This is a genomic window from Enterobacter sp. N5-15 (genome assembly GCF_057221635.1).
The window spans coordinates 195,852-222,701 of the sequence record NZ_CM170150.1 but is presented as its reverse complement, the minus strand read 5'-3'; the positions used below and the strand labels follow the sequence as shown (position 1 = coordinate 222,701).

25 protein-coding genes are annotated in these 26,850 nt (G+C 56.4%); 11 read left to right on the top strand and 14 right to left on the bottom strand.

Annotated features, from left to right (window positions below; translation table 11 throughout):
* Positions 1 to 6 precede the first annotated feature (6 nt).
* The 5 genes from lpfC to AC2TE5_RS01005 form a co-directional block, all read right to left on the bottom strand.
* Positions 7 to 2,535, bottom strand: a complete 2,529-nt coding sequence (lpfC, locus tag AC2TE5_RS01025; protein WP_484612515.1) for an outer membrane usher protein LpfC — start codon at positions 2,533 to 2,535, stop codon at positions 7 to 9.
* Positions 2,536 to 2,557: 22 nt separating this feature from the next.
* Positions 2,558 to 3,256, bottom strand: a complete 699-nt coding sequence (lpfB, locus tag AC2TE5_RS01020) for a long polar fimbrial biogenesis chaperone LpfB (RefSeq protein WP_484612514.1) — start codon at positions 3,254 to 3,256, stop codon at positions 2,558 to 2,560.
* Between the two features lie 85 nt (positions 3,257 to 3,341).
* On the bottom strand, positions 3,342 to 3,866 hold the full coding sequence (lpfA, locus tag AC2TE5_RS01015; protein ID WP_484612513.1) for a long polar fimbrial major subunit LpfA: 525 nt from the start codon (positions 3,864 to 3,866) through the stop codon (positions 3,342 to 3,344).
* Positions 3,867 to 4,222: 356 nt separating this feature from the next.
* Positions 4,223 to 5,425 (bottom strand): L-lactate MFS transporter, encoded by a 1,203-nt coding sequence (locus AC2TE5_RS01010; RefSeq protein ID WP_484612512.1) that lies wholly within the window; start codon positions 5,423 to 5,425, stop codon positions 4,223 to 4,225.
* Positions 5,426 to 5,663: 238 nt separating this feature from the next.
* Positions 5,664 to 6,362 carry an autotransporter domain-containing protein gene (locus tag AC2TE5_RS01005; RefSeq protein WP_213330605.1) on the bottom strand — a complete coding sequence of 233 codons (699 nt, stop codon included), beginning with the start codon at positions 6,360 to 6,362 and terminating at the stop codon, positions 5,664 to 5,666.
* A 152-nt stretch (positions 6,363 to 6,514) separates the two neighbouring features.
* Between AC2TE5_RS01005 and tag the strand changes: the two genes are divergently transcribed.
* Both tag and AC2TE5_RS00995 read left to right on the top strand, forming a co-directional pair.
* Positions 6,515 to 7,096, top strand: a complete 582-nt coding sequence (gene tag / locus AC2TE5_RS01000; protein ID WP_213330603.1) for a DNA-3-methyladenine glycosylase I — start codon at positions 6,515 to 6,517, stop codon at positions 7,094 to 7,096.
* Positions 7,074 to 7,520 carry an N-acetyltransferase gene (locus AC2TE5_RS00995; protein ID WP_484612511.1) on the top strand — a complete coding sequence of 149 codons (447 nt, stop codon included), beginning with the start codon at positions 7,074 to 7,076 and terminating at the stop codon, positions 7,518 to 7,520. The genes tag and AC2TE5_RS00995 overlap by 23 nt, the downstream gene beginning before the upstream one ends.
* On the opposite strand, the gene AC2TE5_RS00990 is transcribed toward AC2TE5_RS00995, so the two are convergent.
* Positions 7,483 to 9,762, bottom strand: a complete 2,280-nt coding sequence (locus AC2TE5_RS00990; protein ID WP_484613380.1) for a molybdopterin guanine dinucleotide-containing S/N-oxide reductase — start codon at positions 9,760 to 9,762, stop codon at positions 7,483 to 7,485. The two genes, AC2TE5_RS00995 and AC2TE5_RS00990, sit on opposite strands and share 38 nt — an antisense overlap.
* Before the next feature lie 212 nt (positions 9,763 to 9,974).
* Between AC2TE5_RS00990 and AC2TE5_RS00985 the strand changes: the two genes are divergently transcribed.
* The 6 genes from AC2TE5_RS00985 to ghrB all read left to right on the top strand — a co-directional run bounded on the left by AC2TE5_RS00985 (position 9,975) and on the right by ghrB (position 15,994).
* Complete coding sequence (locus AC2TE5_RS00985) at positions 9,975 to 10,637, top strand: OmpA family lipoprotein (protein ID WP_024909080.1); 663 nt, start codon at positions 9,975 to 9,977, stop codon at positions 10,635 to 10,637.
* Between the two features lie 146 nt (positions 10,638 to 10,783).
* Entirely contained in the window at positions 10,784 to 11,800 is a 1,017-nt protein-coding gene (locus AC2TE5_RS00980) for a LacI family DNA-binding transcriptional regulator (RefSeq protein ID WP_194401703.1), read from the top strand.
* A 103-nt stretch (positions 11,801 to 11,903) separates the two neighbouring features.
* Positions 11,904 to 12,653: a sugar phosphate isomerase/epimerase family protein gene (locus AC2TE5_RS00975; protein ID WP_038417725.1), complete on the top strand. Its 750-nt coding sequence runs from the start codon at positions 11,904 to 11,906 to the stop codon at positions 12,651 to 12,653.
* A gap of 3 nt (positions 12,654 to 12,656) precedes the next feature.
* Positions 12,657 to 13,595, top strand: coding sequence for a sugar kinase (locus tag AC2TE5_RS00970; RefSeq protein WP_484612510.1), 939 nt, complete (start codon positions 12,657 to 12,659; stop codon positions 13,593 to 13,595).
* Positions 13,596 to 13,712: 117 nt separating this feature from the next.
* Positions 13,713 to 14,993 carry an MFS transporter gene (locus AC2TE5_RS00965; protein ID WP_023334085.1) on the top strand — a complete coding sequence of 427 codons (1,281 nt, stop codon included), beginning with the start codon at positions 13,713 to 13,715 and terminating at the stop codon, positions 14,991 to 14,993.
* A gap of 26 nt (positions 14,994 to 15,019) precedes the next feature.
* Positions 15,020 to 15,994: a glyoxylate/hydroxypyruvate reductase GhrB gene (ghrB, locus tag AC2TE5_RS00960; protein ID WP_484612509.1), complete on the top strand. Its 975-nt coding sequence runs from the start codon at positions 15,020 to 15,022 to the stop codon at positions 15,992 to 15,994.
* A 58-nt stretch (positions 15,995 to 16,052) separates the two neighbouring features.
* Here ghrB and cspE read toward each other — a convergent pair whose 3' ends face one another.
* Together cspE and AC2TE5_RS00950 are read right to left on the bottom strand one after the other, a co-directional pair.
* Positions 16,053 to 16,265, bottom strand: a complete 213-nt coding sequence (gene cspE, locus AC2TE5_RS00955; RefSeq protein ID WP_003860775.1) for a transcription antiterminator/RNA stability regulator CspE — start codon at positions 16,263 to 16,265, stop codon at positions 16,053 to 16,055.
* 247 nt (positions 16,266 to 16,512) lie between these two features.
* A complete protein-coding gene (locus AC2TE5_RS00950) occupies positions 16,513 to 17,223 on the bottom strand; it encodes a DUF3053 domain-containing protein (protein ID WP_023334083.1) in 711 nt (236 codons plus the stop codon).
* 331 nt (positions 17,224 to 17,554) lie between these two features.
* Between AC2TE5_RS00950 and AC2TE5_RS00945 the strand changes: the two genes are divergently transcribed.
* Complete coding sequence (locus AC2TE5_RS00945) at positions 17,555 to 17,842, top strand: HTH-type transcriptional regulator (protein WP_008502755.1); 288 nt, start codon at positions 17,555 to 17,557, stop codon at positions 17,840 to 17,842.
* A 39-nt stretch (positions 17,843 to 17,881) separates the two neighbouring features.
* Here the strand turns inward: AC2TE5_RS00945 and AC2TE5_RS00940 are convergent, their stop codons facing one another.
* The gene (locus AC2TE5_RS00940; protein WP_484612508.1) at positions 17,882 to 19,501 is read right to left on the bottom strand and encodes an ABC-F family ATP-binding cassette domain-containing protein; all 1,620 of its coding nucleotides are present in this window, start codon (positions 19,499 to 19,501) and stop codon (positions 17,882 to 17,884) included.
* 718 nt (positions 19,502 to 20,219) lie between these two features.
* Between AC2TE5_RS00940 and AC2TE5_RS00935 the strand changes: the two genes are divergently transcribed.
* Complete coding sequence (locus tag AC2TE5_RS00935) at positions 20,220 to 20,657, top strand: hypothetical protein (protein WP_484612507.1); 438 nt, start codon at positions 20,220 to 20,222, stop codon at positions 20,655 to 20,657.
* A 93-nt stretch (positions 20,658 to 20,750) separates the two neighbouring features.
* On the opposite strand, the gene glyS is transcribed toward AC2TE5_RS00935, so the two are convergent.
* From glyS to AC2TE5_RS00920, 3 genes are all read right to left on the bottom strand, one after another.
* The gene (glyS, locus tag AC2TE5_RS00930; RefSeq protein WP_159515280.1) at positions 20,751 to 22,820 is read right to left on the bottom strand and encodes a glycine--tRNA ligase subunit beta; all 2,070 of its coding nucleotides are present in this window, start codon (positions 22,818 to 22,820) and stop codon (positions 20,751 to 20,753) included.
* A 9-nt stretch (positions 22,821 to 22,829) separates the two neighbouring features.
* A complete protein-coding gene (gene glyQ / locus AC2TE5_RS00925) occupies positions 22,830 to 23,741 on the bottom strand; it encodes a glycine--tRNA ligase subunit alpha (protein ID WP_003860141.1) in 912 nt (303 codons plus the stop codon).
* 160 nt (positions 23,742 to 23,901) lie between these two features.
* A complete protein-coding gene (locus tag AC2TE5_RS00920; protein WP_484612506.1) occupies positions 23,902 to 24,207 on the bottom strand; it encodes a YsaB family lipoprotein in 306 nt (101 codons plus the stop codon).
* A gap of 183 nt (positions 24,208 to 24,390) precedes the next feature.
* Between AC2TE5_RS00920 and AC2TE5_RS00915 the strand changes: the two genes are divergently transcribed.
* Positions 24,391 to 25,386 (top strand): acyltransferase, encoded by a 996-nt coding sequence (locus AC2TE5_RS00915; protein WP_252033322.1) that lies wholly within the window; start codon positions 24,391 to 24,393, stop codon positions 25,384 to 25,386.
* Here AC2TE5_RS00915 and AC2TE5_RS00910 read toward each other — a convergent pair.
* Together AC2TE5_RS00910 and AC2TE5_RS00905 are read right to left on the bottom strand one after the other, a co-directional pair.
* Entirely contained in the window at positions 25,379 to 26,299 is a 921-nt protein-coding gene (locus AC2TE5_RS00910) for a GlxA family transcriptional regulator (RefSeq protein WP_484612505.1), read from the bottom strand. The genes AC2TE5_RS00915 and AC2TE5_RS00910 overlap by 8 nt on opposite strands.
* Positions 26,299 to 26,838, bottom strand: coding sequence for an isochorismatase family protein (locus tag AC2TE5_RS00905; RefSeq protein ID WP_484612504.1), 540 nt, complete (start codon positions 26,836 to 26,838; stop codon positions 26,299 to 26,301). Before AC2TE5_RS00905 ends, AC2TE5_RS00910 begins: the two co-directional genes overlap by 1 nt.
* Between the last annotated feature and the right edge of the window lie 12 nt (positions 26,839 to 26,850).

Sequence of the window (26,850 nt, the reverse complement as noted above, 5' to 3'; positions counted from 1 at the left end):
TCCCTGTTACCGGCAGACGGCATTCGCCATCACTACGCCGGCATTATCCTGTTGTTGCGGGAGCGTAAACGCCACGCGGCATTGCTGTGCCTGGCCTTTACCCCAATTCACCTGCAGCGCGCCTTTCTCTGGCATTCCGCTGATATAGAGCTGTCCGTCTTCCCCGATGATGCTGCTGGACTCTTTTTTGCTGTCCAGAAGCGTGGCGGTAGCACCAAACGGTACCGCTTTGCCGTCGGCCTGCGTCAGGTTCATCAGCACGCGATAGCCCACGCGGGTATCAAAGCGGGCCCGAACAATCGCGCCGCGCGTCGGCACCACGTTGACGGAGGCGGTATCCAGGTCAACCTTGCTGTTGAGGCTGTCGCTTCGCAGCGAAACTTCCGTCTCGCGGTACGGAGTGAGGTAAGGCACGACCGCGTTGCCCATCCAGTCCACTTCCACACCGCCGTTGTTGATCACGTGCGCACCGCGCGCGCCCGGCGCGGAGATAATCGCCATGGATTCGCCCAGCGGCTGAGAAAGCGTAATGCCTTCACTGTGGGCAATCACGCCGCCGCGCAGACCGTAGTTCACCTGCTGACCGTCGCGGTTGTAGTTGTAACCCAGGCTACCGCTCCCCACGCCGCCCTGGTAATCCAGGTTCACGCTGCCGCTGTTACCCACGCCGTTGCTGCCGTAGCCTTCCTGCACGCTATAGTTCAGGTTGCGGTCTTCCAGCGCGGAACCGCTGACGCCCACTTGCTGGTTGGTGCGGCCATGCTGATCGGTCGTGAGGCGATAGTTACTCCACACGCGTCCCAATGGAATCGACAGGGAGAATGACAGCAGGCGATCGCTTTCATCCCACTCCGGGCTTTTCGTCCAGGTGTAGGCAATACTGTAGTTCACCCGCCCAATACGGCCGTTATAACCGGCGTTCAGCGAGCGCTGTTTACCTTGATCGTTCCAGTAGTCCTGCTGCGTGACGTTAAAATAGACCGAGCCAAAAGTGCCCAGCTGCTGCGTCACGTTACCCTGAATCTGGCTACGCTTGTGGTACTGGCTATACGAGCTGTCCGCATCGCTGCGTACATCAGTTGCTTCCTGGAAGGTGTAATAGCCGCTGGTCGAATACTTGTAACCCAGCAGGCGGAAATCGGTACCGCTGTTAAAGCTCTTGGAGTAGAGGAAGCGGTAAGACTGACCTTCTGAGCTTTCATCGTTGGCCAGGCTACTTTTCGCCTGCGTCACGTCGATGGAGACGGCACCGATGTAGCCGAAGTTTTTACCTAAACCGCCCGCCAGCGAGTAATAGTCGTCCGAGAAGATCGACCCACCGTAAACGGTAAAGCCGTACGGCAGACCGTACATGGCATCCAATTGCCAGAACTTTGGCTCGGCGCTGCTATAGTTCCCGGCACGGTATTCCCCTGCGGAGAGGCTGTACTTAAGGTGGCCTTCACGCTGGAGGATCGCCACCGCGGAGAACGGCTGTACGAACTTCTGCTCGCTGCCATCGGCCTCTTTAATGGTGACCGTCAGGTCACCGCTGTTTGAGGTGGGGTACAGGTCATTAATTTCAAACGCACCCGGCTGAACAAACGTACGGTAGATAACGTAGTTGTTCTGCTCAACGGTCACTTCGGCGTTACTTTTAGCAATACCGCGGATGACCGGCGCAAACCCGCGCTGGCTGTCTGGCAGCATCTCTTCGTCGGAGCTTAATTGCGCACCGCGCATCTGAATGCTGTCAAAAATATCACCGGACGTTGAGGTATCCCCCAGCGTCAGCTGTGATTTCAGCGGCACAATGGCGCGGCTTAAGGATGTGCCGATATTATCCCATTGGTTTTTGCCGTCGTTTCGCGTCCAGGTGCTGTAGTTACGTAAGCGCCACGCGCCCAGGTTCATACCGCTGCGCAGGTTCAGATAGTAGCTGTCGCTGTTGTAGCTGGTGTCACCGTCGTGCGCGTCATAGCTGGCGTTGCTCCCGGAGAAGTTATAGTCCAGCAGCAGGGCATTTACCCCTTCATCCCACTGGGATTCCGGTACCGTACCGCGAGCCGTCTGCTTCATCGCGGCCTGCGGGAAGCTCATGATCAGCGTCTGGTCTGCAAAATTGAAATGGCTGGCGGCCTGAGGAATAATATCGTCAAAGGCCACGCACGCTTCCGGTGGTGCCATTTTCAGCGCCGGGAAGCTTTCAATACGCACGCCCATGTCCTCAAGCTGTACGCGGCTTAAGCACGGCACCAGGCTTTCACCCATTTTTGCGCGCTGAGCCTCTGTCGCGGCCTTAAACTCCAGGGTGCGAGACTCCATTTTTTTATCGTTGACCACCACCGACACGCGGTATTTACCCGGCAGCTGTTCGGCTTTACTGGATTCATACATTGAAAGGTCAACGTGCTGGTCAATACCCGGCACATCTTCCAGAAAGCGCGGGTTAAATGTTCCCGCATACGCGGGGAGCGTGCCCGCAACCATCAGCGCAAGCGCGGACAGTGGGAAACGCGGGGTCTTATTGACCAGAGGAAGATGCGTCCATGGCATAGTAATAAACCTTCAAAACGTATTAATTAACGCGCTGTGTCAGCATGTCGCCAGCCGTACCGAAGTCATTAATAATGTTGTATTTGACTTCGCTTACCTTGCCGGTGCCGGCTGGCAGTTCAATATTCAACGAACCTTTTGCTGGAACCATTCCCGCTTTTTCAATATCACGGCCGTTGGCATAAAATTTATTAAAAGTGAGGTTAAAGGCAGATGGGTTTTCCACTTTGATCTGGTTTGCCCCTGCGCTGGTAAACTTCAGTTTGCTCCAGCCGTCCATGCTGTTGCCTTTCAGGCCCGCCGGGCGATAAAACAGTTTTAAGCGGGTACGCACGGCAATTTGCAGCACGTTTTTACCTTCTGCATTTTCACTTTTGGCAGGAATGGCTTTCACGTTAACCCAGTACACGGACTCACGATCCTGCGGTAACGCATTGGACGTATTCACAATACGTAAGACGTTATTTTTCGTCGGGCTTAATTTAAATAAAGGTGGGGTGATGATAAACGGCGTCTTTTTATTACCGTTGACATCATCAATCCATGACTGAATAAGGAATTCATCCGTGGTGCTTTTGTTATTGACCGTCAGAGAAGCTTCCTTTCTGCTGCCGTCATAAATAACACGCGTGCTGCTTAATGCCACGCCGCCTGCAAAACTGTTTTGTGAAATCAGCGCCAGCGCCAGTGCTGCGCAAGATATCAAACGTGAGCGGTTCATGCTTCTCTCCCTGAGACTCCGCTGGAAAAAATGGCAACGGGGTTTCCGTTGCCATTGTGATTGTCTTCTACTGACGAAAAGTCGATTATTCGTAGGACAGGTTGAAGTCGACTTCTGCGTTACCGTAACCGGTGGTTACAGCGGCTTTGGTCGCAACGTAGTTAGCGGTGTAGTACAGCACGGTCTGGCCAGCAGCCAGCGTAGTGGTGGATTTACCGGTGTTCATATCAACCAGTTTGTTAGCGTTGTCGTAGATACCAATGCCCACGCCACTTGCTGCACCCGCTTCAGTGCTAACAGAAACCAGTTTCGCGTCGTCTGCATCTGCAACGCCAGCAAAGCTCACGTTAACTTTGGTTTTAGAGGTGATGTCGCAGTCTTCCAGTTTGATCTGGAAAGGAGTGGAAACAGACTTGTCGCCAACCGCTTTGAAGACAGATTTCTTAACCTGACCCAAACGAACTTCCTGGTTCTGAGTGTCAGTAGAAATTACGCATGGCGCGTCAACGATTTCACCGGTGAATTTAACGGTGCCGTCACCAGATTCAGCCGCGAAAGCAGAAGTGGAAACTACAGCGAGAGCAGACAGTGCAAAAATAACCTTTTTCATTAAAAACTCCATTTATGACGGTAGATGACAGAACGCATCCTTAGGAATAACCTGCATTCTGTGAGGAAATGGAGTATATAGACGGGAATTTGGATTTTAAAATTAGAATAAGTAAAGCTGATTTTTAGCAAAAATTAAAACTAAGTAAATTCATAAAGATATAAGAGAGTCCGTATAAACCGCTCTTTTATTAGGAATAAACCAATATAATTTATATATTGGTTTCTGGAATCCATTAATCAGTCAAATGAATCACCTTCTTTATTTAACGTTTCTCGGGTGACAATTAATTATGTATTTGTGCTAAATCAAAAAAAAAGCGCCCGGTGGGCGCTTTTTGTCTGGCATATCATACGTTATGCATGCGCTTCTTTGAATACTTCGCGCTGCGGCTGGCGAATAGTAGTCGACAGCGCCAGGGAAATAATCAGCAAGGCGAAGATGACGCAGAAGGTCACGTAGAACCCGCCGAACAGGGAAGCAATCAGCGAGCCGCAGATACTGCCGATCCCGAAGCCCAGATAGATCACGCCATAATTTTTCGCCAGATTGTTCAGGCCAAAGAACTCGCTCACCAGCGACGGGAAGACGGTAATGGTGCCGCCGAAGTTAAAGGCCACGCAGGCAATCGCCGCAAAGAAGGTGGCTTCATTCAGCGGCGCGAACAGCAGCGCCGCCATGCCGACCAGCGAAACCACCTGCCCAATCGTAATCACGCGGATGCGGGCAATTTTGTCAGACAGAATACCGAGCACCAGGCGACCGGAGAGGTTAGCAATGGAGATCACAGTCACCGCATTGGCCGCCGTGGCCACATCCAGCTTCACCATCCCCTGCGCGATGTCCTTCGCCACGCCGATCACATACAGACCGCTCATGCAGGCCGTCAGGAACATCACCGCCAGCATCCAGTACTGCGGTTTACGCATGGACTGCGCGAGGGTGAAGTCGTTCTCCACCACGCCGTTAACGGATTTGACCTCCTGCTGCGGCGCATCGGTCATCAGCGTGGCGCCGAACAGAATCATCACCAGCACGATTGCGCCCCAGATCATAAAGGTTTTTTCGAGGCCTACGGACGCCAGCAGGTGGGAGTCGATAAATTTGAACCCGAGGCTGCCCAGGCCATAGGAGCCGATGGCGAACGCGGAGATTAAGCCTTTACGCTCCGGGAACCACTTCACGCAGTTCGACAGGGTCAGCAGGTAACCTGCACCGTCCGCCAGCCCCACCAGCACGCCAGCGCTCAGCCACAGCATCATCAGGTTGCTGGAATGCGCCGTCAGGAAAAAGCCCAGACCCAGCAGAATGCCGGACGCCATGGTCACACGCTTCACGCCAAAACGCTCCTGCAGCTTGCCCGCGACGGAAGACGAAATCGCCAGCCCCAGGCTCAGCAGACCAAAGGAGAACGCAACCTGGCTGACCGGTGCGCCGAGTTTGTCGGAAAGCGCACTGTTAAACAGGCTCCAGGTATAGACCGACCCCAGCGCAAACTGGGTGACGATGGTGCCAAAGAGCGTGAGCCAGCGCGTGCGGTTATGAGTTGATGTGTTCATGGCAGTTGTCCTGCAAGAGAAATTAAGGAAGTTCGCTAAGGACAACGATAAACAAAACCTTAATACGCATGGGGGAAAACGGCATGAAATGCAGGCGAAACGGAATGAAATGCCTGGAATGAGGAATGAATGGCCTGGCCCGGGAATAAAGCGACGGAGTGTTAGTATCTGCTATCGCTGTAAAGCCCATGGTTATTGTATTCGAGATGTTATCGTAACGTTTAAAAAAGTAACAACCCTAGAAATTCGCGCTGACGCCGAGGGTGTATAAAAACTCCTCACCGGTGGTGGTGTGCTCCCCCTGAGCCAGCGACGCATAGGCCGCTACGTGCGTATTGAATGGAATATCCGTTCCCACGGTGACGTCCATCCAGCTACCGTTTTGGGCAGGGGCTGGCGTTTGCGGCATGCCAAACTGCGATTTCCACTGGTTTTCACCAAACTGTTGGTTATAGCTGATCTGCGCCCAGGGACGGAGATCGCCGTACTGGGTATTCACGCGCCACCCAAGCGTGCTAACGCTCGCATGCCACAGCGGGTCGGTGAGTGCCTGCGTCGACGCGCTATCACCAAACTCGTTGATCATCATGGGAGCCGTGCCGTCGTACCGCCACGCCACTACCGGGCCGGTAGTGATATGCGCTGAAACCGGAAAATTCCAGCCCACGCTCATCGCCCCCTCCGTCGTGCTGCCAGACGGTATATTCAGGGCAAGACCTGGCGCGTTTTGCGAAGACTGAATACGCTCAGCCAGAATATCCTCATAACGCGGTTGGTGATCCGCGTCCCATGTATAGCGTTCCGCCGTATTATTTTGGGCGTCTGAAACGATATATTCCTGTTGCCAGGCAGACGCTGTATTACAAAAAAACAGGCAGGCTGAAATCCCCACCAGGCCAGAAGCAGCATGGCGACCACTGATTTTTTTTATCATCATCAACGCGACCCCAGAGAGAGCCGAATTCGGCGATATTTGTCGTTATTCAGGAAGAGCTTATAGCCCTGTATTAACTATTGTCTTTATAGTAAACACGTCAAGCCAGTCAGAAAGAAAATTTGCGAAATCAGTATCAATAAGGGAGATGACGGATGGAACGTTGCGGTTGGGTAAGCCAGGATCAGCTTTATATCGACTATCACGATCGGGAATGGGGCGTGCCGGAAACGGATGGCAAAAAACTCTTTGAGATGATCTGCCTGGAAGGCCAGCAGGCGGGATTGTCGTGGATTACGGTACTGAAGAAACGCGAAAATTACCGCAACGCCTTCCACCAGTTCGATCCTGTCGCCGTCGCCGCCATGACCGACGAGGACGTGGAACGCCTGGTGCAGGATGCCGGCATCATCCGCCATCGCGGTAAAATCCAGGCCATCATCGGCAACGCGCGCGCTTACCTGGCGATGGAACAAAACGGCGAATCGTTCTCAGATTTTGTCTGGACTTTTGTGGACAACGATCCGCAGGTCACCCAGGCCGCCACGCTCGCGGAAATTCCGGCCTCTACCCCGGCCTCGGATGCGCTCTCGAAGGCCCTGAAAAAACGCGGCTTTAAGTTTGTCGGCTCCACCATCTGCTACGCCTTTATGCAGGCCTGTGGCCTGGTCAATGACCACGTTACCGGCTGCTTCTGTCATCCGGGAGGCCATCATGATCCGCAAATGGCAAAGTGAGAATACCGCGGCGCTTCTGAGCCTGTGGCTTGAAAGCACCACGGAAGCGCATCCGTTTATCGAGCCGGGTTACTGGAAAGAGAACGAGGCCATGGTGCGGGACGTTTACCTGCCGTCGGCGGAAACCTGGGTCTGGGAACAGGACGGTGAACCTTGCGGATTTATCAGCGTGATGCAGTCTCAGTTTGTCGGCGCGCTGTTTGTCGCACCGTCATGCATCGGGAAAGGCATCGGGCGCGCGCTGCTGAACCATGTTCAACAGCGCTTCCCGCACTTAACGCTGGAGGTGTACCAGAAAAATGTCCGGGCGGTGAATTTCTACCATGCTCAGGGCTTTCGCATTGAAGACAGCGCCTGGCAGGATGACACTCAGCACCCGACGTGGATCATGAGCTGGCAGGCGGATCAAACGCCGTTAAGGTAAGCGCGGGTCCCTGATATTTCTCGACCCAGGCCAGGGCCGTATTCCCTGCGCAACCGTTCCCCAGCTTCGAGCTGGGGAGATCTTTGGTCAGCACGTTAACCGCCCCGTTTTTACAGATACCGCCTTGGGCGGGCTCAAGGTCGGGCCATGCGCCCTGATGAATGCAGATCACGCCCGGTTTAATCCCGTCGCTCACCACCGCCCCTGCCAGCACCTGCCCGCGCGAGTTCCAGACGCGCACCACGTCGCCGTCCGCGATCCCGCGGGCTTTCGCATCGAGGGGATTCAGGGTGATCGGCTCTCGCCCGGCGACCGCATACTGCTCGCGCAGGGACGTATAGTTAAGCTGGCTGTGCAGACGGTGCGCGGGATGCGCTGACAATATCTGCAGCTGTTCCGGCTGGGCGTTGCCGTGCCACTCGTCCGGCTCAAGCCACATAGGGTGTGGCGGGCAGTCGGCATAGCCAAAGCTGGCGATGCGCTCGCTGTGGATCACGATCTTTCCGCTCTCGGTTTTCAGCGGGTGGTTCTCCGGGTCGCGGCGGAAATCGGCAAAACGGACAAACTTCGCGTTCTGTTCGCTCTCCGGCATCTCGACGATCTGGTTCGCCTCCCAGAACTCAGCAAAGGGCGGAAGCGTCACGCCCTGCGCCGCGCCGCGCTGCCCGGCAATCTGGTAGAAGGTCTCCAGCCATTGCAGATCGCTTTTCCCTTCGGTAAACCGCTCGCGACCGCCCGCTTCCCACAGCTCGCTCAGTTCAGCAAACACGTCAAAATCATCACGCGCCTCATCGCGCGGGGCGACAACGCGCTTCATCGGGACCATATGCTGGTTGCTGTAGTCGCCGGTCATGGTGAGATCGTTACGCTCAAACGAGGTGGTCGCTGGCAGCACAATATCTGCATGCTTAGCCGAGCCGGTCCAGAAGCACTCTGAGATCACCACCAGCTCCGGCTTTTGCCAGGCGCGGATCAGGCGATTGGTATCCTGATGGTGCGTGAAGTTCGACCCGCCCGCCCACCAGACAAATTTAATATCCGGGAAGTGGCGGTCCAGACCGTTGTGCTGATAAAAACCGCCGGGGTTTTCCAGGGCTTCAACTATCCGCGCCACCGGGATTTTATCCACGGCATCCACGCCGCCCTGCACCGAGCCTTGCAGAGACGCCAGCACCGCCGCTTTACGCGTGGGGTTACCGCCGTTCGCAAAGTGATAGGAGAGACCAAAACCCCCGCCCGGCGTGCCGATCTGCCCAAGCATTGCGGCAAGCGTCACCAGCATCCAGTGTTTTTGCTCGCCAAACTGCTGACGCTGCATTCCCCAGCCGGACATTAACATTGTGGTGTTTTTATGGAATAACGCCGCCAGTTCGCGGATTTTCTGCGCTGGAACGCCGCAAATATCTGCCGCCCACTCTGCCGTTTTCGCTACCCCATCGGAGTGGCCCGTCAGGTAGTCGGCGAATTTATCGAAGCCGGTGGTACAGCGCGTCAGGAATTCGACGTCGTGCCAGCCGTTTTCGACCAGCGTATGGGCGATACCCAGCATCATCGCCACGTCGGTGCCCATATGCGGGGCAATCCACTCGGCGCTGTCGCCGAAGAAATCCATGGTTTCAGAACGCATTGGGTCAATGCAGATGATGCGCTTGCCGCTTTTGCGCAGCGCGTCGAAATACCCAATGCCCTGCTCGTCGCTGGCATTCCAGGCAATCTTCAGCGTATTTAGAGGGTTAGCGCTCCAGAGCACCACCACGTCGGTATGCGCCAGCACCAGCGGCCAGCTGGTCTGCTGCTGGTACACTTCGTTCCCGCCCACGACGTACGGCATGATCGCCTGCGCCGCGCCGGTGGAGTAATCCCCCAGATGACCGGTATAGCCTCCCGCCAGGCTCATATAGCGCTGCAGCAGCGTCGAAGCCTTATGCAGCACGCCGTTAGAACGCCAGCCGTAGGATCCGGCGAAAATGGACGACGGACCGTAGCTGTCGCGAATGCGCCTGTGCTGGGCGTGGATCAGTGCCAGCGCGTCATCCCAGCTCACGCGAACAAACTCATCCTGACCGCGAATACCCTGAGGCTTGTCCGGCGAGGCCAGAAAACCTTTACGCACCATCGGCCAGCGCACGCGCGTTTTGCTATGCACCTGATCGCGAACGACGGTCTGTAACGAGTTGGGATGTTGTGTTGGCAGTGCCCCGCGGGACGACAGAACATTTTCGCCATCGGTTTCGACCAGCATCGGCCCCCAGTGGGCGGCGGTCAGAATGGTTTTCGTTGAGGTGCTCAAGCGTGCGCTCCTGGTTGCGTGCAGGTTTTACGGCCTTCTTGCTGAGGCAGTTTATGGTTTGTCACAAATTTCAGAGTTATACCCGGAATTTTCTCCGTATCTGGACGTCATAATCAACTGCCACGCTCGCCGTGGCAAAGAATAAAAAGGATTAAGGAAAGAAGATGAAAAAACGCGTACTCGTTATTGCCGCTCTGGTGAGCGGTGCACTGGCTGTTTCTGGCTGCACAACCAACCCTTACACCGGTGAGCGCGAAGCGGGTAAATCCGGCATTGGCGCGGGTATCGGCTCGCTGGTCGGCGCAGGCGTTGGGGCGCTCTCCTCCTCTAAGAAAGATCGCGGCAAAGGCGCGCTGATTGGCGCAGCGGCGGGCGCGGCACTGGGCGGCGGCGTGGGCTATTACATGGACGTGCAGGAAGCGAAGCTGCGCGACAAAATGAAGGGAACCGGCGTGAGCGTAACGCGCAGCGGCGATAACATCATTCTGAACATGCCGAACAACGTGACCTTCGACAGCAGCAGCGCGACGCTGAAACCCGCGGGCGCGAACACCCTGACCGGCGTGGCGATGGTGCTGAAAGAGTACAACAAGACCGCCGTGAACGTCATGGGCTACACCGACAGCACCGGCAGCCAGGATCTGAACATGCGTCTGTCCCAGCAGCGCGCCGACGCCGTGGCCAGCTCGCTGATTACCCAGGGCGTTGAAGCGAACCGCATCCGCACCAGCGGCATGGGCCCAGCCAACCCTATCGCCAGCAACAGCACGGCGGAAGGCAAAGCGCAGAACCGCCGCGTTGAGATTACGTTAAGTCCAATTCAGTAATCGCATTTCCCCCTCTCCCCGTGGGAGAGGGTTGGGGTGAGGACACCAGACCGCAACCTCCGGTAAGCGCAGCGACACCGGGCAAATTACTTGATTCGCCAGATTTTCCCGCTAAGGTATTCTCACTAAATTCAGGGAAATCAGCGATGAGCAAACCAGCCCGGGCCACCATCAGCGACGTGGCGAAAGCCGCCAAAACCGGTAAAACCAGCATTTCGCGCTATCTCAACGGCGAGAAACACCTGTTGTCCGACGCATTGCTGGCGCGTATTGAACAAGCCATTGCCGATCTCGACTACCGTCCAAGCCTCATGGCGCGCGGGCTTAAACGCGGTCGCACCCGCCTTATCGGGCTTATCATCGCCGATATCACCAACCCCTATTCCGTTAACGTGCTTAGCGGTATTGAAGCCGCCTGTCGCGAGAAGGGTTTCACGCCGCTGGTCTGTAATACCAACAACGAAGTCGACCAGGAGCTGCACTACCTCGATCTGCTGCGCAGCTACCAGGTCGAAGGAATTGTGGTTAACGCGGTGGGCATGCGGGAAGAGGGTTTAAACCGCCTGCAGCAGTCCTCCCTGCCCATGGTCCTCATCGACCGTAAAATTCCGGAATTTGCCTGCGATGTGGTCGGGCTGGATAACACCCAGGCCGCCACGACCGCCACCGAGCACCTGATCGAACAGGGCTTCGAGGCCATTCTGTTTCTGAGTGAACCGTTAGGGATGGTCAATACCCGTCGCGAGCGCTTGGGCGCATTTCGCGCCACGCTGGAGCGATATCCCGGCGTGATCGCCGAAAATGCCGAAACGCCGCTTCACGAAGCCGACCAGCTCGACAACACCCTGCGTCAGTTCCACACGCGCCATCGCGGGATGCGCAAAGCCGTTATCTCCGCCAACGGAGCGCTGACGCTTCAGGTCGCCCGCTCGCTCAAGCGCATTGGCCTGCACTGGGGCAGCGATATCGGTCTGCTGGGGTTTGATGAACTGGAGTGGGCAGAGCTGGCGGGCGTCGGCATTACGACCCTCAAACAGCCCACCTGGCAGATTGGCTATGCTGCTGTTGAACAAGTGGTTCGACGCATTGAAGGCACCAGCGATGCCGTTCGCGAGCAGGTCTTCTCCGGCGAGCTGATCGTTCGCGGCTCCACCGCGCGTTAATTTTCCCTTGTGATACCGATCATAAATTCGACATCCTGACCTTTTCTTTGGAACCGGTTCCATCTAGCGTAATAGTATTGATATGTTGCGATGGAGTCCGAAGATGGGCAGGAAAATTATGGTGGTCACCGCCGCGTACGGTGCAGAACAGGTGCGACAGGCAGGCGGTCAACGGGCGATGCTTCCCGTTATTGCAGGCGCAGGGGCAGATGGCGTAGAGATCCGCCGGGAACTGTTCAGCAGTGAAGAGCTTCTGGCGCTGCCTGCGCTGGGAGAATCCATTGAGCTGCTCGGCCTGCTGGCGTGCTACTCCGCCCCCGCCGCCCTGTTTATGCCCGACGGCACCCTCAACCCGGACCTGACCCGCTATCTCTCTGAGGCCAGCACCCTGAACGCCCTGTGGCTGAAGGTTTCCCTGGGCCATTTCCGCGACGCGCAGCCTCTCGACGCCCTGCGTAGCCTGCTGAACGCAAGCGGCATGGCGCTGGTCGTGGAGAACGATCAGACCGACTGCGGTCAGCTCGCGCCCATGCAGCGCTTCCAGGCCGCCTGCCGGGAAATGGCGCTCCCCGTCACGCTGACCTTCGACATGGGCAACTGGCTGTGGGTTGGCGATTCGCCTGAAGAGGCCGCACGTCATCTGGCCCCTGCGGTGAGCTATATCCACGTTAAAGCCGCCGTGCCGCATAAAGATAACTTCCGCGCCGTGGCACCGGACCACGCCGATGCGCGCTGGCTGGATCTGCTCGGCCAGCTGCCTGCCGATGCCCCGCGCGGTATCGAATTCCCGCTGGAAGGGACGGATTTAACCGCCGTTACCCGCCATTACGTCAACCTGCTGCGCGAGGAGTAAATCATGCACAAGACGCTGGATGTCATCACGATCGGCGAAGCCATGGCGATGTTTGTCGCCACTGAAACGGGCGAACTGAGCGCGGTAGAGCACTTTATCAAACGCGTGGCAGGCGCAGAGCTGAACGTCGCGACCGGACTGGCGCGTCTCGGCCTGAACGTCGGCTGGGTCAGCCGCGTGGGGGACGACAGCTTTGGCCATTTCGTCCTCGACTCGCTGAAAAAAGAGGGTATTGATGCCGCAGGCGTCACCCTTGATGGACGCTTCCCTACCGGCTTTCAGCTTAAATCTAAGGTCGAAAATGGAACCGATCCCATCGTGGAGTATTTCCGTAAGGGATCGGCCGCAAGCCACCTCTCTGTAGCGGATTTCCACGCCGACTATTTCGCCTCCGCGCGCCACCTGCACCTGAGCGGCGTGGCGGCGGCACTGTCTGCCAGCTCGTATGAGCTGCTGGAACATGCGGCAGCCACTCTCAAAGCCCAGGGAAAAACGATCTCTTTCGATCCGAACCTGCGCCCGGTGCTGTGGAAAAGCGAAGCGGAAATGGTCGAGAAGCTCAACCGTCTGGCATTCAGAGCGGACTGGGTTCTGCCGGGCCTGAAAGAAGGGATGATCCTGACGGGTGAAAATACCCCGGAAGGCATTGCCGATTTCTACCTGAATAAAGGGGTAAAAGCGGTAGTGCTGAAGACCGGTGCCGATGGCGCATGGTTTAAGACGGCCAACGGCGAACAGGGCGCGGTCGCGGCGGTGAAGGTTGAGAACGTTGTCGACACCGTCGGCGCGGGCGACGGTTTTGCCGTGGGCGTGATTAGCGCCCTGCTGGAAGGCAAAACGCTGCCGCAGGCCGTCGCGCGGGGCAACAAGATTGGCTCGCTGGCCATTCAGGTGCAGGGCGACAGCGAAGGATTACCAACGCGAGCAGAGCTCGGCGTTTAAATTCCCTCTCCCCGTGGGAGAGGGTCAGGGTGAGGGCAGCAAGCCGCACCAAATAATTAAGCCACCGTGTACCCTACAGACAACGGCGGTAACAACCTCAACAACAGAGGCAAGCCTATGAACAGTTCGACCAATGCAGTAAAACGCTGGTGGTACATCATGCCAATCGTGTTTATCACGTACAGCCTGGCGTACCTTGACCGTGCCAACTTCAGCTTCGCGTCCGCGGCGGGGATCACAGAGGACCTTGGCATCACCAAAGGTATCTCCTCCCTGCTGGGTGCCCTTTTCTTCCTCGGCTACTTCTTCTTCCAGATCCCCGGCGCGATTTATGCGGAACGCCGCAGCGTGCGTAAGCTGATCTTCGTGTGCCTGATCCTGTGGGGCGCCTGCGCGTCACTGACCGGCGTGGTGAACAATATTCCTGCCCTGGCCGCCATTCGCTTTATCCTCGGCGTCGTTGAGGCGGCGGTCATGCCGGCGATGCTGATCTACATCAGCAACTGGTTTACCAAATCTGAACGCTCCCGCGCGAATACTTTCCTGATCCTCGGTAACCCGGTGACGGTGCTGTGGATGTCGGTGGTGTCTGGCTACCTGATCCAGTCCTTCGGCTGGCGCGAAATGTTTATCATCGAAGGGGTCCCGGCAGTGATCTGGGCATTCTGCTGGTGGGTGCTGGTGAAGGATAAACCTGCCCAGGCGAAATGGCTTTCCGAAGATGAAAAAGCGGCGCTGCAGGCACAGCTGGATAAAGAACAGCAAGGCCTGAAGGCGGTTCGCAACTACGGTGAAGCCTTCCGCTCGCGCAACGTGATCCTGCTCTGCGCGCAGTACTTTACCTGGAGCATCGGCGTGTACGGCTTTGTGCTGTGGCTGCCGTCGATTATCCGCAGCGGCGGCGAAAACCTCGGCATGGTAGAAGTGGGCTGGCTCTCTTCCGTACCGTATCTGGCCGCGACCATCGCCATGATCGTTGCATCATGGGCATCGGATAAGCTGCAAAACCGTAAGCTGTTTGTCTGGCCGCTGCTGCTGATCGCTGCCTTTGCGTTCATTGGCTCCTGGGCCGTCGGCGCGAATCACTTCTGGGCCTCTTACGCCCTGCTGGTCATTGCCGGTGCAGCCATGTACGCCCCGTACGGTCCGTTCTTTGCCATCATCCCGGAAATGCTGCCGCGTAACGTGGCGGGTGGCGCGATGGCGCTGATTAACAGTATGGGTGCGCTGGGTTCGTTCTGCGGCTCCTGGTTCGTCGGCTACCTGAACGGTGCCACCGGCAGTCCGTCCGCATCGTACATCTTTATGGGGGTGGCGCTTTTCGCCTCCGTGTGGCTTACTCTGATTGTTAAGCCTGCTAATAATCAACAACACCCTGTCGGCGCTCGCCACGCCTGAATCCTTAAAAATCAACGGAGATTAGCATGAAGCCGTCCGTCATTTTGTATAAAGCACTGCCGGAAGATCTGCAGAAACGTCTTGAAGAACACTTCACCGTCACGCAGGTGAAAAATCTGAGCCCGGAAACCGTGGCACAGCACGCCGATGCGTTCGCCAGCGCCGAAGGCCTGCTGGGTTCAAGCGAGAAAGTGGATGTCGCCCTGCTGGAGAAAATGCCGAAGCTTCGTGCCACCTCTACCGTTTCCGTGGGTTACGACAACTTCGATGTGGATGCCCTAAATGCCCGCAAGATCCTGCTGATGCATACGCCACATGCCCTGACGGAAACCGTGGCCGACACGCTGATGGCGCTGGTACTCACCACGGCCCGTCGCGTGGTGGAAGTCGCCGGGCGCGTGAAAGCGGGCGAGTGGACAAAAAGCATTGGTCCGGACTGGTTCGGCGTGGACGTTCACGGCAAAACGCTGGGCATTGTTGGCATGGGGCGTATCGGGCTGGCGCTGGCGCAGCGCGCGCATTTTGGTTTTAACATGCCGATTCTGTATAACGCGCGTCGCCATCACGGTGAAGCCGAAGAACGCTTCAACGCCCGCTACTGCGAGCTGGATACCCTGCTGCAGGAAGCTGATTTTGTCTGCCTGGTTCTGCCGCTGACGGACGAAACGCGTCATCTGATTGGCAAAGAGGCGTTTAAGAAAATGAAGCAGTCAGCCATTTTCATCAACGCGGGTCGCGGCCCGGTAGTGGATGAGAAGGCGCTGATTGAGGCCCTGCAGAACGGTGAGATCCATGCAGCAGGTCTGGACGTCTTTGAGCAGGAGCCGCTGCCGGTGGATTCCCCGCTGCTTTCGCTGCCTAACGTGGTTGCCCTGCCGCACATCGGCTCAGCCACCCATGAGACGCGCTACAGCATGGCGGCCACTGCGGTCGATAATCTCATCGCCGCCCTTAGCGGAAAGGTGGAGATAAACTGCGTGAACCCGCAGGTGCAACGATAGAAACGAAAAAACCCGCCAGAAGGCGGGTTTTTGAATTTTGTGCTACTGGGTTGGAAGCTTACAGGCTTACAACGTTACCAGCTGCTGGGCCTTTAGCGCCGCTTTCGATGGTGAAGGAAACTTTCTGACCTTCATCCAGAGATTTGTAGCCATCGTTCTGGATAGCAGAGAAGTGTACGAACACGTCTTTTGAGCCATCGTCAGGAGTGATGAAGCCGAAACCTTTATCAGCGTTGAACCATTTTACCAGACCAGTCATTTTAGCAGACATAGAAATTACCTTATTAACAAATATATTGAGCCTTCCGGCTTGATGGATTGCGTTACAGATTTTTAAGCGATGAAGGAAGGGTCACAACGAAGGGTATCTATGGATAACAATCTGGACTGCTTTACTAAACTGCTTTAGGTCTGTGTAACAAACCGACGGGGATAGTTATACCGATGTGGTAGAAGAATGACAAGCGTTATTTTCGATAAGCATAAAAAAACCCCGCCAGGAGCGGGGTTTTTTCGGTTTATTCTGTGGCCGTGACGGCGGCACTCCAGGCCTGGCTAAAGGCCTGATGCTGGGAGGCCAGCGGCCCAATCAGCGTATTGTACTGGCTTGCCTGCTGCGAGGTCGGGAACTGAATGCCGTTGGCAACAAAGCTCACCTGAGCCTCCTGCTGGGCGATAAAGTCACCCACCTGAACCAGCTGCTGCGTGAAGATTTGCGCGGCCGGAATCAGCGGTTGCAGCGCTTCAGAAGGCTTGGTCACCACTTTCTCATACACTTTATCGAAGACCGGTTTGAGATCGTCGCCCTGCTTCAGCGCAGAACGAGACGCGTCAGCCTGCATTTTCGCATTCTGCAATTGCTGGCTCAGCACGCCAAGCGCACCGTTGGACTGGCGAAGCGGTTCGCGCTGCGTCATATAATCCTGCGGAACGCGGATGGCGTTCACGCTATCCACCACGGGACGAATTCCGGAATCCATCGCCTGGCTCACCTGCTGTGAATAACCATAAAGAATGGCGTAATCGGACACGAAGGGGCCAAACTGTTTTTTCTGATCCGCAGTCAGCGTCGGCAACCGCTCGCCGCTGCGCATCACTGTATTCTGTAGAAAATCGATAAACGCTTTGCGCTGATCGCCTTCTTTATCAAAACACCCACTCAGGCTAACAACCATCAACAACGCCGCAATAGGCGCAAACCAGCGAGAGCAGGACTTTCCTGTCGCCATTTTATTACTCCTTTCACCCAAAAAAGCGCACACCGGCACACGCGTGCCCGACGCTGACAAGGATAGTCCAGGTCAGCCTTGCAAGATACTCTTTTCATGCAAAACGGCTATTGCCGATTTATTTCTTACCATTTACAAAAAAATACCTGACGAAGCCGACATATGACTAATCAGGGAATTAGCATAACTGTCCATATTGCTGAATCGGATAAAGCGATCGTTACCGCACGATTAATCACACCCGTGACGATCCTGGGTTCGTATTAGGGACTATTCTTAACTGGCTCTCTGATGTTCTTGATCACGATGTGAGATTTAAGAGGAGTCCTCAATGGAATATAAAGATCCTGAGTTTGAGCTGCTGAGCAGCCTGGAACAGATCATTTTTAAAGATGTACCGCAGACGATTACCCTGCAACAAAAATCCAATCCCTTTACAGAATATGAGCAATTGCGCAAAGGGACAGGATTGAAAACCGAAGAATTCGCCAGAGCGATGGGTGTCAGCGTGGCTATGGTGCAGGAGTGGGAGTCAAAACGTGAGAAACCCACCCCAACCGAGCTAAGGCTGATGCGCCTGATTCAGGCCAACCCTGCACTCAGCAAACAGATAGCGTAGTGAAGATTGAATGCCCCCGCCTTTGCGGGGGCTTGTGTTTTAAAGGCTCTCACAACGCCAGCCCGCCTCTTCCCATACCCATTCATGCGTTAACGTTAAGCCTCTTAAAAAAGCCTCATCGTGTGATACCACCAGCAGAGCCCCGGGGAAATCGGCCAGCGCCGCTTCAATGGCTTGAACCGAGGCCAGATCCAGATGGTTAGTCGGTTCATCCAGCAGCAGAAGCTGCGTGGCCTCCGCGCGCCATAGCACGCAGGCCAGGGCGGCCTTAAGACGCTCGCCGCCGCTGAGCTCCGCCAGCGGGAGCGTAACTTTGTCGGCACCCAGTTGAAGCTGCGCCAGACGGGTTCGCAATACCCCCTCTTCCAGAGGCGTATGACCCAGGTTGAGATGCGTCATGACCGACTGCGAAAGATCGAGTTGGGACAGATGCTGGTCGAGATAAGCGCAGCTGACTGAAACCTTACAGGTACCCGAACGGGGGGCAATCTCGCCGAGGAGGGTTTTTAACAGCGTCGATTTGCCGCAGCCGTTTGGTCCCTTTAACGCCACGCGCATCGGTCCGTCCATCCGCCAGTTGAGCGGAGGAACAGGCACATGCGGCAACACCAGATCCTCCAGCACCAGCACCTGCTTCCCCTCCGGGATCTGACTCCCCGGCAGGGTGAACATTACCGGGTTATCTTCCTCAACGCGTTCACGCGCCTTATTTACCGCGGCGTTGAGGGCTTCATTTTGCTCGCTGTGCTGTTTTTTCCAGGAGCCGATCCGCTCCTTTGCCGCGCCTTTATATTTGACCCGCTCGAACGACGCGATATTCAGGGTATCGACGGTGCGCAACGTCTTTGCCGAACGCCGCTGGCTGTCATCATGCTCTTTTTGCATGCGTACCCGAGTGCGTTTGCGCTCGGTTGCCGCATGTTCCAGCGCCGCGCGGGCCGCCTGCTGTTCGGCATCGCGCTGGGTTTGATAATCCGCATAATTCCCGCCGTAGCTGCGCAGACCCGAGGCGCTCAGTTCAAGGATACGCGGCACCTGCTCCAGAAGTTCGCGGTCATGGGAGGCCACCAGTACGCCGCCCTGAAAACGACTGAGCTGGTCGTAGAACCACGCCCGGCCTTGTCGATCCAGATGGTTAGTGGGCTCGTCCAGCAGCATGAAATTCGCCTCAGCCGTAAACGCCCCGCACAGCAGGGCGCGGATGCGCTCGCCGCCGCTGAGTTCACCCGCGGGTTTATCCGGGTCAAACGGTGGGAGCTTCGTATTGATAAACGCCTCGCGCAGGCGCTCGGCAACATCCCAGTGGCCGTCGAGCAGCTCCAGATCGTCAGGCTGGTAATCGCCGCTGTCGATGCGCTTACGCGCCGTAAAAATCGCGTCATACCCGAGCAGTTCAGCAAGCGTCGTCTCCGGAGAAATGACGTGCTGCTGCGCCACATAGACATGCGAGCCAAAGCGTTCGATATGACCGGTAGCCGGTTCGTCCAGCCCCGCCAGCAGACGCAGCAGACGCGTTTTCCCGCTGCCGTTGCGGCCAACCAGCGCGCACAGGGCGGGTTCCAGCGTGAGATTCAGCGGACCAAAAAGGGTATCGCCCGTCGGAAACTGACAGGTGACCTGATGCAAAATAAAAGAAGGGGACTGCGCAAAATGAGCCATAAGCACTCCTGAATGAAATCAAAACATCCCCTGCCGACGCGGTAGCGTTTAGCAAGGATCGAAATTCATCAGTCGTGTTTGTTCATTTTTGGGGGGCGCTCCAGCGCTAGTAAATTAACGCGATAAGGATAGCGGTAATGTGTTGACCATTTCAAGGTTAAATTTTGGGCGATTTATACTCCCTCTCCCTTTGGGCTGAGGGATCCCCACCAAATATTGTCTGCACAGACGGCCCCCTCTCCCTTGAGGGAGAGGGCTGGGGTGAGGGGGAACATACGGCTGTGGGGGTTGTTCCTTGCTACTCTGTAACGACATGGCCTGTGAACGTGCCAGGGCGGCTCAATCACCACCGCCATGGCGTCGCTGTAAAACCTCTACCCGCAGTATGCTTCTCATTGCGGTAATTTTGCGAGCCTCTTTCCAGAAATGGTAATATCCTCAGCGACATAGCTCAAAACTGTTGCCGCCTGTTTTGATGAGCAGTAAGTTCTCTTCGCACCTGCAAAATCAGGTGCCGGGATTGGAACCCTGAATCACTTCACTGGCGACACAGGCTCTGTGTCGTACGGCCTGTTGCATCTCAATGGCGGGCCGGACAGGGGCGCTGCAAAGCGCGCTGGTGTCAGTGAGGCCAGTCGTTCCAACCTTGTTCGGTTCCGCCACCAGCGAGCCTGGAACCTCCCGTGGCGGAAGATATACCACTCACTGAGGTTATTTTATGTCATTGATTAACTCTTTAATCACTCTGCCCTTCAACCACGCCACCGAATTCACCGAACTGGCGGATAACTGCGAACGTTTTACCGACGCACTGGTAGATTGCGAAGAACCCGCCCCAAAAATGGCGCTTTACGGCAGACTTTATGCCTGTCTGAATCTTCTGCAACCCACGCTTCTGGAGCCTGTTCCGGACGCTTTAAAAGCCAGCCTGACCGTGAAGGAACTCCCGTCACGCGTTCCGGCTTTCGAACCCGAGTGCGATCAGCTGGGGCGCTACTGTCAGGAGATTACGCAGTTGCTGATGAACGGCACACTGCCGCGACAATCTGAAATCGTGATGGAAGATTTGCTGTGCGAGCTGGTCAGCTACTTTGCCGATACGCTGAAGGCACCGCGCTGGCTGCAGACAGACGAAGGCACAATCGCGATCGGCTAAACCTGCCGGATGGCGCTGCGCTTATCCGGCCTACAAAAGCCCCATAAAAAAACCCGCCGAAGCGGGTTTTTAGCATGTGTAACAGCGGGCACATTACTGCAGCAGCGAAATATCCGCTACGCGCAGGAACAGCTCGCGCAGTTTCTCGAGCATGGAGAGACGGTTAACGCGCAGCTCTTTATCTTCTACGTTCACCATCACTTTCTCGAAGAAGGCGTCGATAACGTCACGCAGCTCGGCCAGCTCCACCAGCGCTTCCTGGTAGCGACCTTCCGCGAAGTACGGCTCGAGCTTGTCGCGCAGCACCACAACCTGCATCGCCAGCGCGATCTCTTCCGGCTCTTTCAGGGTCGCGGCGTTCACGCGCTCGTTCAGCGTCTCGTCGGATTTCGCCAGGATGTTGGATACACGCTTGTTGGCCGCGGCCAGGGCAGATGCCGCTTCCAGGGTACGGAAGTGGGAAACCGCCTTCATACGCGCATCGAAATCAGCCGGACGGGTTGGACGACGCGCCAGAACCGCCTGAATGGTGTCAACGGTGTAACCTTCGTCCTGATACCACGCGCGGAAACGACCGAGCATAAAGTCGATCACATCATCCACAACGTTCGCGTTGGTCAGCTTGTCGCCGTACAGACGCACCGCTTCTTCGGTCAGGGTCTGCAGATCGAGGTTCAGGTTCTTCTCAACGATGATACGCAGCACGCCCAGCGCGGCACGACGCAGCGCAAACGGGTCTTTGTCGCCTTTCGGATGCTGACCGATACCGAAGATACCCGCCAGGGTGTCCATCTTATCGGCAATCGCCACGGCGCACGCAACCGGGTTGGACGGCAGGTCGTCACCCGCAAAGCGCGGCTGATACTGCTCGTTCAGGGCCACGGCCACGTCTTCCGCTTCGCCATCGTGACGCGCGTAGTGCATGCCCATAACGCCCTGGGTGTCGGTAAATTCGAACACCATGTTGGTCATCAGGTCGCACTTGGACAGCAGGCCAGCACGAGTCGCGTGGTTGACGTCAGCACCGATTTCACGAGCAATCCAGCCGGACAGCTCTGCAATGCGGTCGGTCTTGTCGCGCAGCGTACCCAGCTGCTGCTGGAACAGCACGGTCTGCAGGCGCGGCAGGTTATCTTCCAGACGCTTTTTACGGTCGGTATTGAAGAAGAACTCGGCATCCGCCAGACGTGGGCGCACCACTTTCTCGTTACCGGAGATAATCTGGATCGGATCTTTTGATTCGATGTTCGCCACGAAGATGAAGTTTGGCAGCAGCTTGCCGTCGTTGGCGTAAACCGGGAAGTACTTCTGGTCACCCTTCATGGTGTACACCAGCGCTTCAGCAGGAACGGCCAGGAATTTCTCTTCAAACTTCGCGGTCAGCACAACCGGCCATTCAACCAGAGAGGTCACTTCTTCCAGCAGGCTTTCGCTCAGGTCGGCGTTACCGCCAATCTGGCGCGCCGCTTCTTCGGCGTCCGCTTTGATTTTGGCTTTACGCTGTTCGTAGTCGGCAATAACTTTACCGCGCTCCAGCAGGATCTGCGGATACTGGTCAGCATTGTCGATGGTGAACTCAGGCTCGCCCATGAAGCGGTGGCCGCGGATCACGCGATCGGACGCCACGCCCAGAATGGTCGCCGGGATAACGGTATCGCCCAGCAGCAGGGTCACGGTGTGAACCGGACGCACGAAGTGCACGTCGGACGCGCCCCAGCGCATCAGCTTAGGAATCGGCAGCTTCGCCAGCGAGGTCGCAATCATGTCCGGCAGCAGCGCTTCCGCGCTTTCGCCTTTCACGTGCGCACGATACAGCAGCCACTCGCCTTTATCCGTGGTCAGACGCTCGGCCTGATCGACGGTGATGCCGCAGCCGCGCGCCCAGCCTTCAGCCGCTTTGCTCGGCTTGCCTTCCGCGTCAAACGCCTGGGCAATCGCCGGGCCACGTTTTTCGACTTCGCGATCCGGCTGAGACGCCGCCAGATTTGCCACTTTCAGCGCCAGACGGCGCGGGGCGGCAAACCACTCAATTTTACCGTGTGCCAGGCCAGCGTTATCCAGCTCGGCGGTCACGTTCGCAGCGAAAGATTCAGCCAGGCTGCGCAGGGCTTTTGGTGGCAGCTCTTCGGTGCCGATTTCCACCAGGAAAGTTTTCTCAGACATGGCCGCCTCTTATTTGTTTCGGTTGCACATCGGGAAGCCAAGGGCTTCACGGGACGCGTAGTAAGCTTCTGCAACGGCTTTGGTCAGGGTACGAATACGCAGAATGTAGCGCTGACGTTCAGTCACGGAGATGGCTTTGCGGGCGTCCAGCAGGTTGAAGCTGTGGGCGGCCTTCAGAATACGCTCGTAAGCAGGCAGCGGCAGCGGAGTCTCCAGCGCCAGCAGCTGCTGCGCTTCTTTCTCGTACTGCTCGAAGCAGGTGAACAGGAAGTCCACGTCCGCGTATTCGAAGTTATAGGTGGATTGCTCCACTTCGTTCTGATGGAACACGTCGCCGTAGGTGGTTTTACCCAGCGGGCCGTCGCTCCAGACCAGGTCGTAAACGCTGTCTACGCCCTGAATGTACATCGCCAGACGTTCCAGACCGTAGGTGATTTCACCGGTGATCGGCTTACATTCCAGACCACCCACCTGCTGGAAGTAGGTGAACTGGGTCACTTCCATGCCGTTCAGCCACACTTCCCAACCCAGACCCCAGGCACCCAGCGTTGGGTTTTCCCAGTTATCTTCCACGAAACGGATGTCGTGGATGGTTGGATCCATACCCAGCTCTTTCAGCGACCCGAGGTACAGTTCCTGAATGTTGTCTGGTGATGGCTTAATCACCACCTGGAACTGATAGTAATGCTGCAGACGGTTCGGGTTTTCACCGTAACGACCATCGGTCGGACGACGGGAAGGCTGCACATACGCGGTCGCCATTGGCTCAGGCCCCAACGCGCGCAGGCTGGTCATCGGGTGTGAAGTGCCGGCGCCGACTTCCATGTCCAAAGGTTGAACAATGGTACAGCCCTGACGAGCCCAGTAATCCTGTAAGGTCAGGATCAGGCCCTGGAAGGTCTTGGTATCAAACTTTTGCATAGTATTTCGTGCTGGATACGTGTGGTTTTAAATGGAAGGGACCAGTATACCCGCTGGCTGCAAGATATACAGTACGAAACGGGGTTGTTTAGGGAAAATTGGGAAATAAGCCTTGCGGCCAGAGCGCTGACGGCGTCTGGCTGCTGATTATGCGAGCAGGCTAGCGCATAGAGAGGTGTAAAAACTGACCGTCCGCATCAAACGAGCAGACAAAGCCCTCTTTGCGCGACGTATGGCCCCGCAGCTCATAGCTTCCCTGAAAACGCTCAAACCCGGTGACATCAATTTTCTGCACGTCGGAGTTATAGCGGCGAGCGGCCCGATCTTTACAGAGCGCTTCCATATTCAGTGAACGTTCCGGGCTCATTTTACCCTGCTGCGCTTTTTGCACAGGTGCTTCTTGCGGCGCACTGCATCCCGCCAGGCTCGCCAGCAGAAAGAGTGACGCCGCACGCTTCATCATCATTTTTATTACCGCCCTGGTCAGTGGCTGTTATTTTTAGTATCAAAGCTTTTATAGATTACGGTCCGGCATTCTGCGAATCTCGCGGCCTCCCTACAAGCCTGCTGAATAAAACTCAGAATTTTCCAAACGAAGACTTTTGGACAACGGCAGTCACACTCAATTTACAGGGAATACGAGGAACTGATGCAGTCAAAAATTAACTGGATTGATAACCTGCGAGGAATAGCGTGTCTGATGGTGGTCATGATCCACACGACGACCTGGTACGTCACAAATGCCCACAGCATCAGCCCCGTTAACTGGGATATCGCCAATATTCTCAACTCTGCGTCACGCGTCAGCGTGCCGCTGTTCTTTATGATTTCCGGCTTTCTCTTTTTTGGCGAGCGCAGCGCGCAGCCGAGACACTTCATTCGCATCGCGGCCTGTCTGGGGTTCTACAGCGCCGTTGCCCTACTCTATATCACCCTGTTCACCTCGATTAACGCCGGGCTTTCGCTGAAATACGTGCTGCAAAAACCGGTGTTCTATCACCTGTGGTTCTTCTTCGCCATTATCGTTATCTATCTGGTCTCCCCGCTCATCCAGGTAAAAAACGTCAGCGGTAAAATGCTGCTGGCCCTGATGGTGGTGGCTGGCATTATCGCCAACCCGAATACGCTCTCGCAGAAAATCGACGGATTTGAGTGGCTGCCGGTCAATCTCTATATCAACGGCGATACTTTTTACTACGTGCTTTACGGCATGCTGGGGCGCGCTATCGGGATGATGGACACGCAAAAACGCGGTCTGAACTGGCTCTGCGGGGCGCTGTTTATCGCTGGCGTGGCGGTGATTTCACGCGGGACGCTGCACGAGCTGCAGTGGCGCGGCAATTTTGCCGATACCTGGTATCTGTATTGCGGGCCGATGGTCTTTATCTGTGCCGTTTCGCTGCTCACGCTCGCCAAAAACACCCTGAACGCGCGTCCCCTGCCCGTGCTGAGTCTTATCTCGCGGCACTCTCTCGGGATTTACGGTTTTCACGCGCTGGTGATCCACGCTCTGCGCACGAGAGGCGTTGAGCTAAAAAGCTGGCCGGTGCTGGATATCGTCTGGATTTTTGCCGCCACGCTGGCGATCAGCCTGCTGCTGTCGATGCTGCTGCAAAAAATAGATGCTCGCCGCTTCGTCAGCTAATGCTTCGCTGCCGGGCGCGATGATACTGGCGCGGGGAGGAAAACCCTGCCGCCAGTGCAGCCTGCTCCACGCCGCGCCCCTGCAATAGCCACTGCTCCGCCACCGCCAGACGCAGCTGTTCCAGATAATCGCGAACGCTAATCCCTAAATGTGACTGGAAAAGCCGGGTGAGGTGACGCGGGCTGACGTGCGCCAGGGCGGCAATGTCAGGCAAGTTCCACGTTTTTTGCGGCTCGGCGGTAAGCGCATCCTGCGCCCGATGAATCGCCGGATGAAGATGATTGCGGTAGCGTAGCCACGGAGATAGCTGGGGATCGTCACCCGAACGGCGGAACCAGACCACCATCTCACGCGCCACGGTCAGCGCCTTTTCGGGGCCGCACAGGCGGTTAATCATGTGCAGCGCCAGATCGATGCCCGACGTGATCCCCGCGCTGGTCCAGATATTCTCATCCTGCACAAAGATGCGGTTTTCTTTAATCGTCGCCGTGGGGGCAGCGGTGCGTAAACGGCTAATAACATCATGATGGGTTGTGCACTGTCGGTTGTTCAGCAGGCCCGATTTCGCCGCCAGTAAAGCCCCTGAACAGACGCACATCACGGCGATCTCCTGGCGCTGGATCTGCGGCTGCAGGCGCATCAGCCAGTGCTGGATCTGCTGCGCCTGTGGCGTTGAGAACTGAAAGCGGGAGTCGCTCACCCCCGGCAGCACCAGCAGGCTGCCGGGAGGCAGGCTTTCCGGCAGCGGCTGGATGCCGCTCATCGTCAGGCCTATCGACGTCGGAACTTCCGGCTGCGGGCCAATGTAATGCAGGCGAAACGCGTCGCCAGCCAGCACAAAGGTCTCCGCCGGGCCGGTCATGTCTAATGACAGCACCCCGGGCAACATCACGAACCAGACGTCGATGCTCATTACAGGGACTCCAGCGTCTCCGCTACCGTTTTAATCTCGGCAAAACGCCCGGACAGTACCGTCTCGGTACGATGGCGAATTTCCGCTGCGCTAAGGGTAATGCCCTTGTACGTCATGGGAAACGTCAGCGTTGCCTCACTGACAAAGGTCACAGCATAACCCAGATCGGATGCCACCCGGGCGGTGGTTTCACAGCATTGTTCAGTGCGAATGCCGCAGATAATCACACTGTTGATATCACGCTCGCGCAGCCAGCGGTCAAGCCCGGTATCCGTAAACGCATTATGGACGTGTTTCTGGAAAACCACATCCGGCTGATGACGCAAAAAGGCCATCGGTTTGACATAGCCGCTTTCCAGGGTGAAAGGTCCGTCTTCATCCACATGAAAAATATCAACGACCGGAATATTGCGCGCCTGGCAGCCTTCAATCAGCCCCAGCATCGCCTGCTGAAAGGCAGGGTTCTCGCTTTCCTGCCAGTAATTGCGGTGGTGAAATGACTGCTGAGTATCGATGTTGATTAATGCAGTGCGTGACATGATGGATCTCCT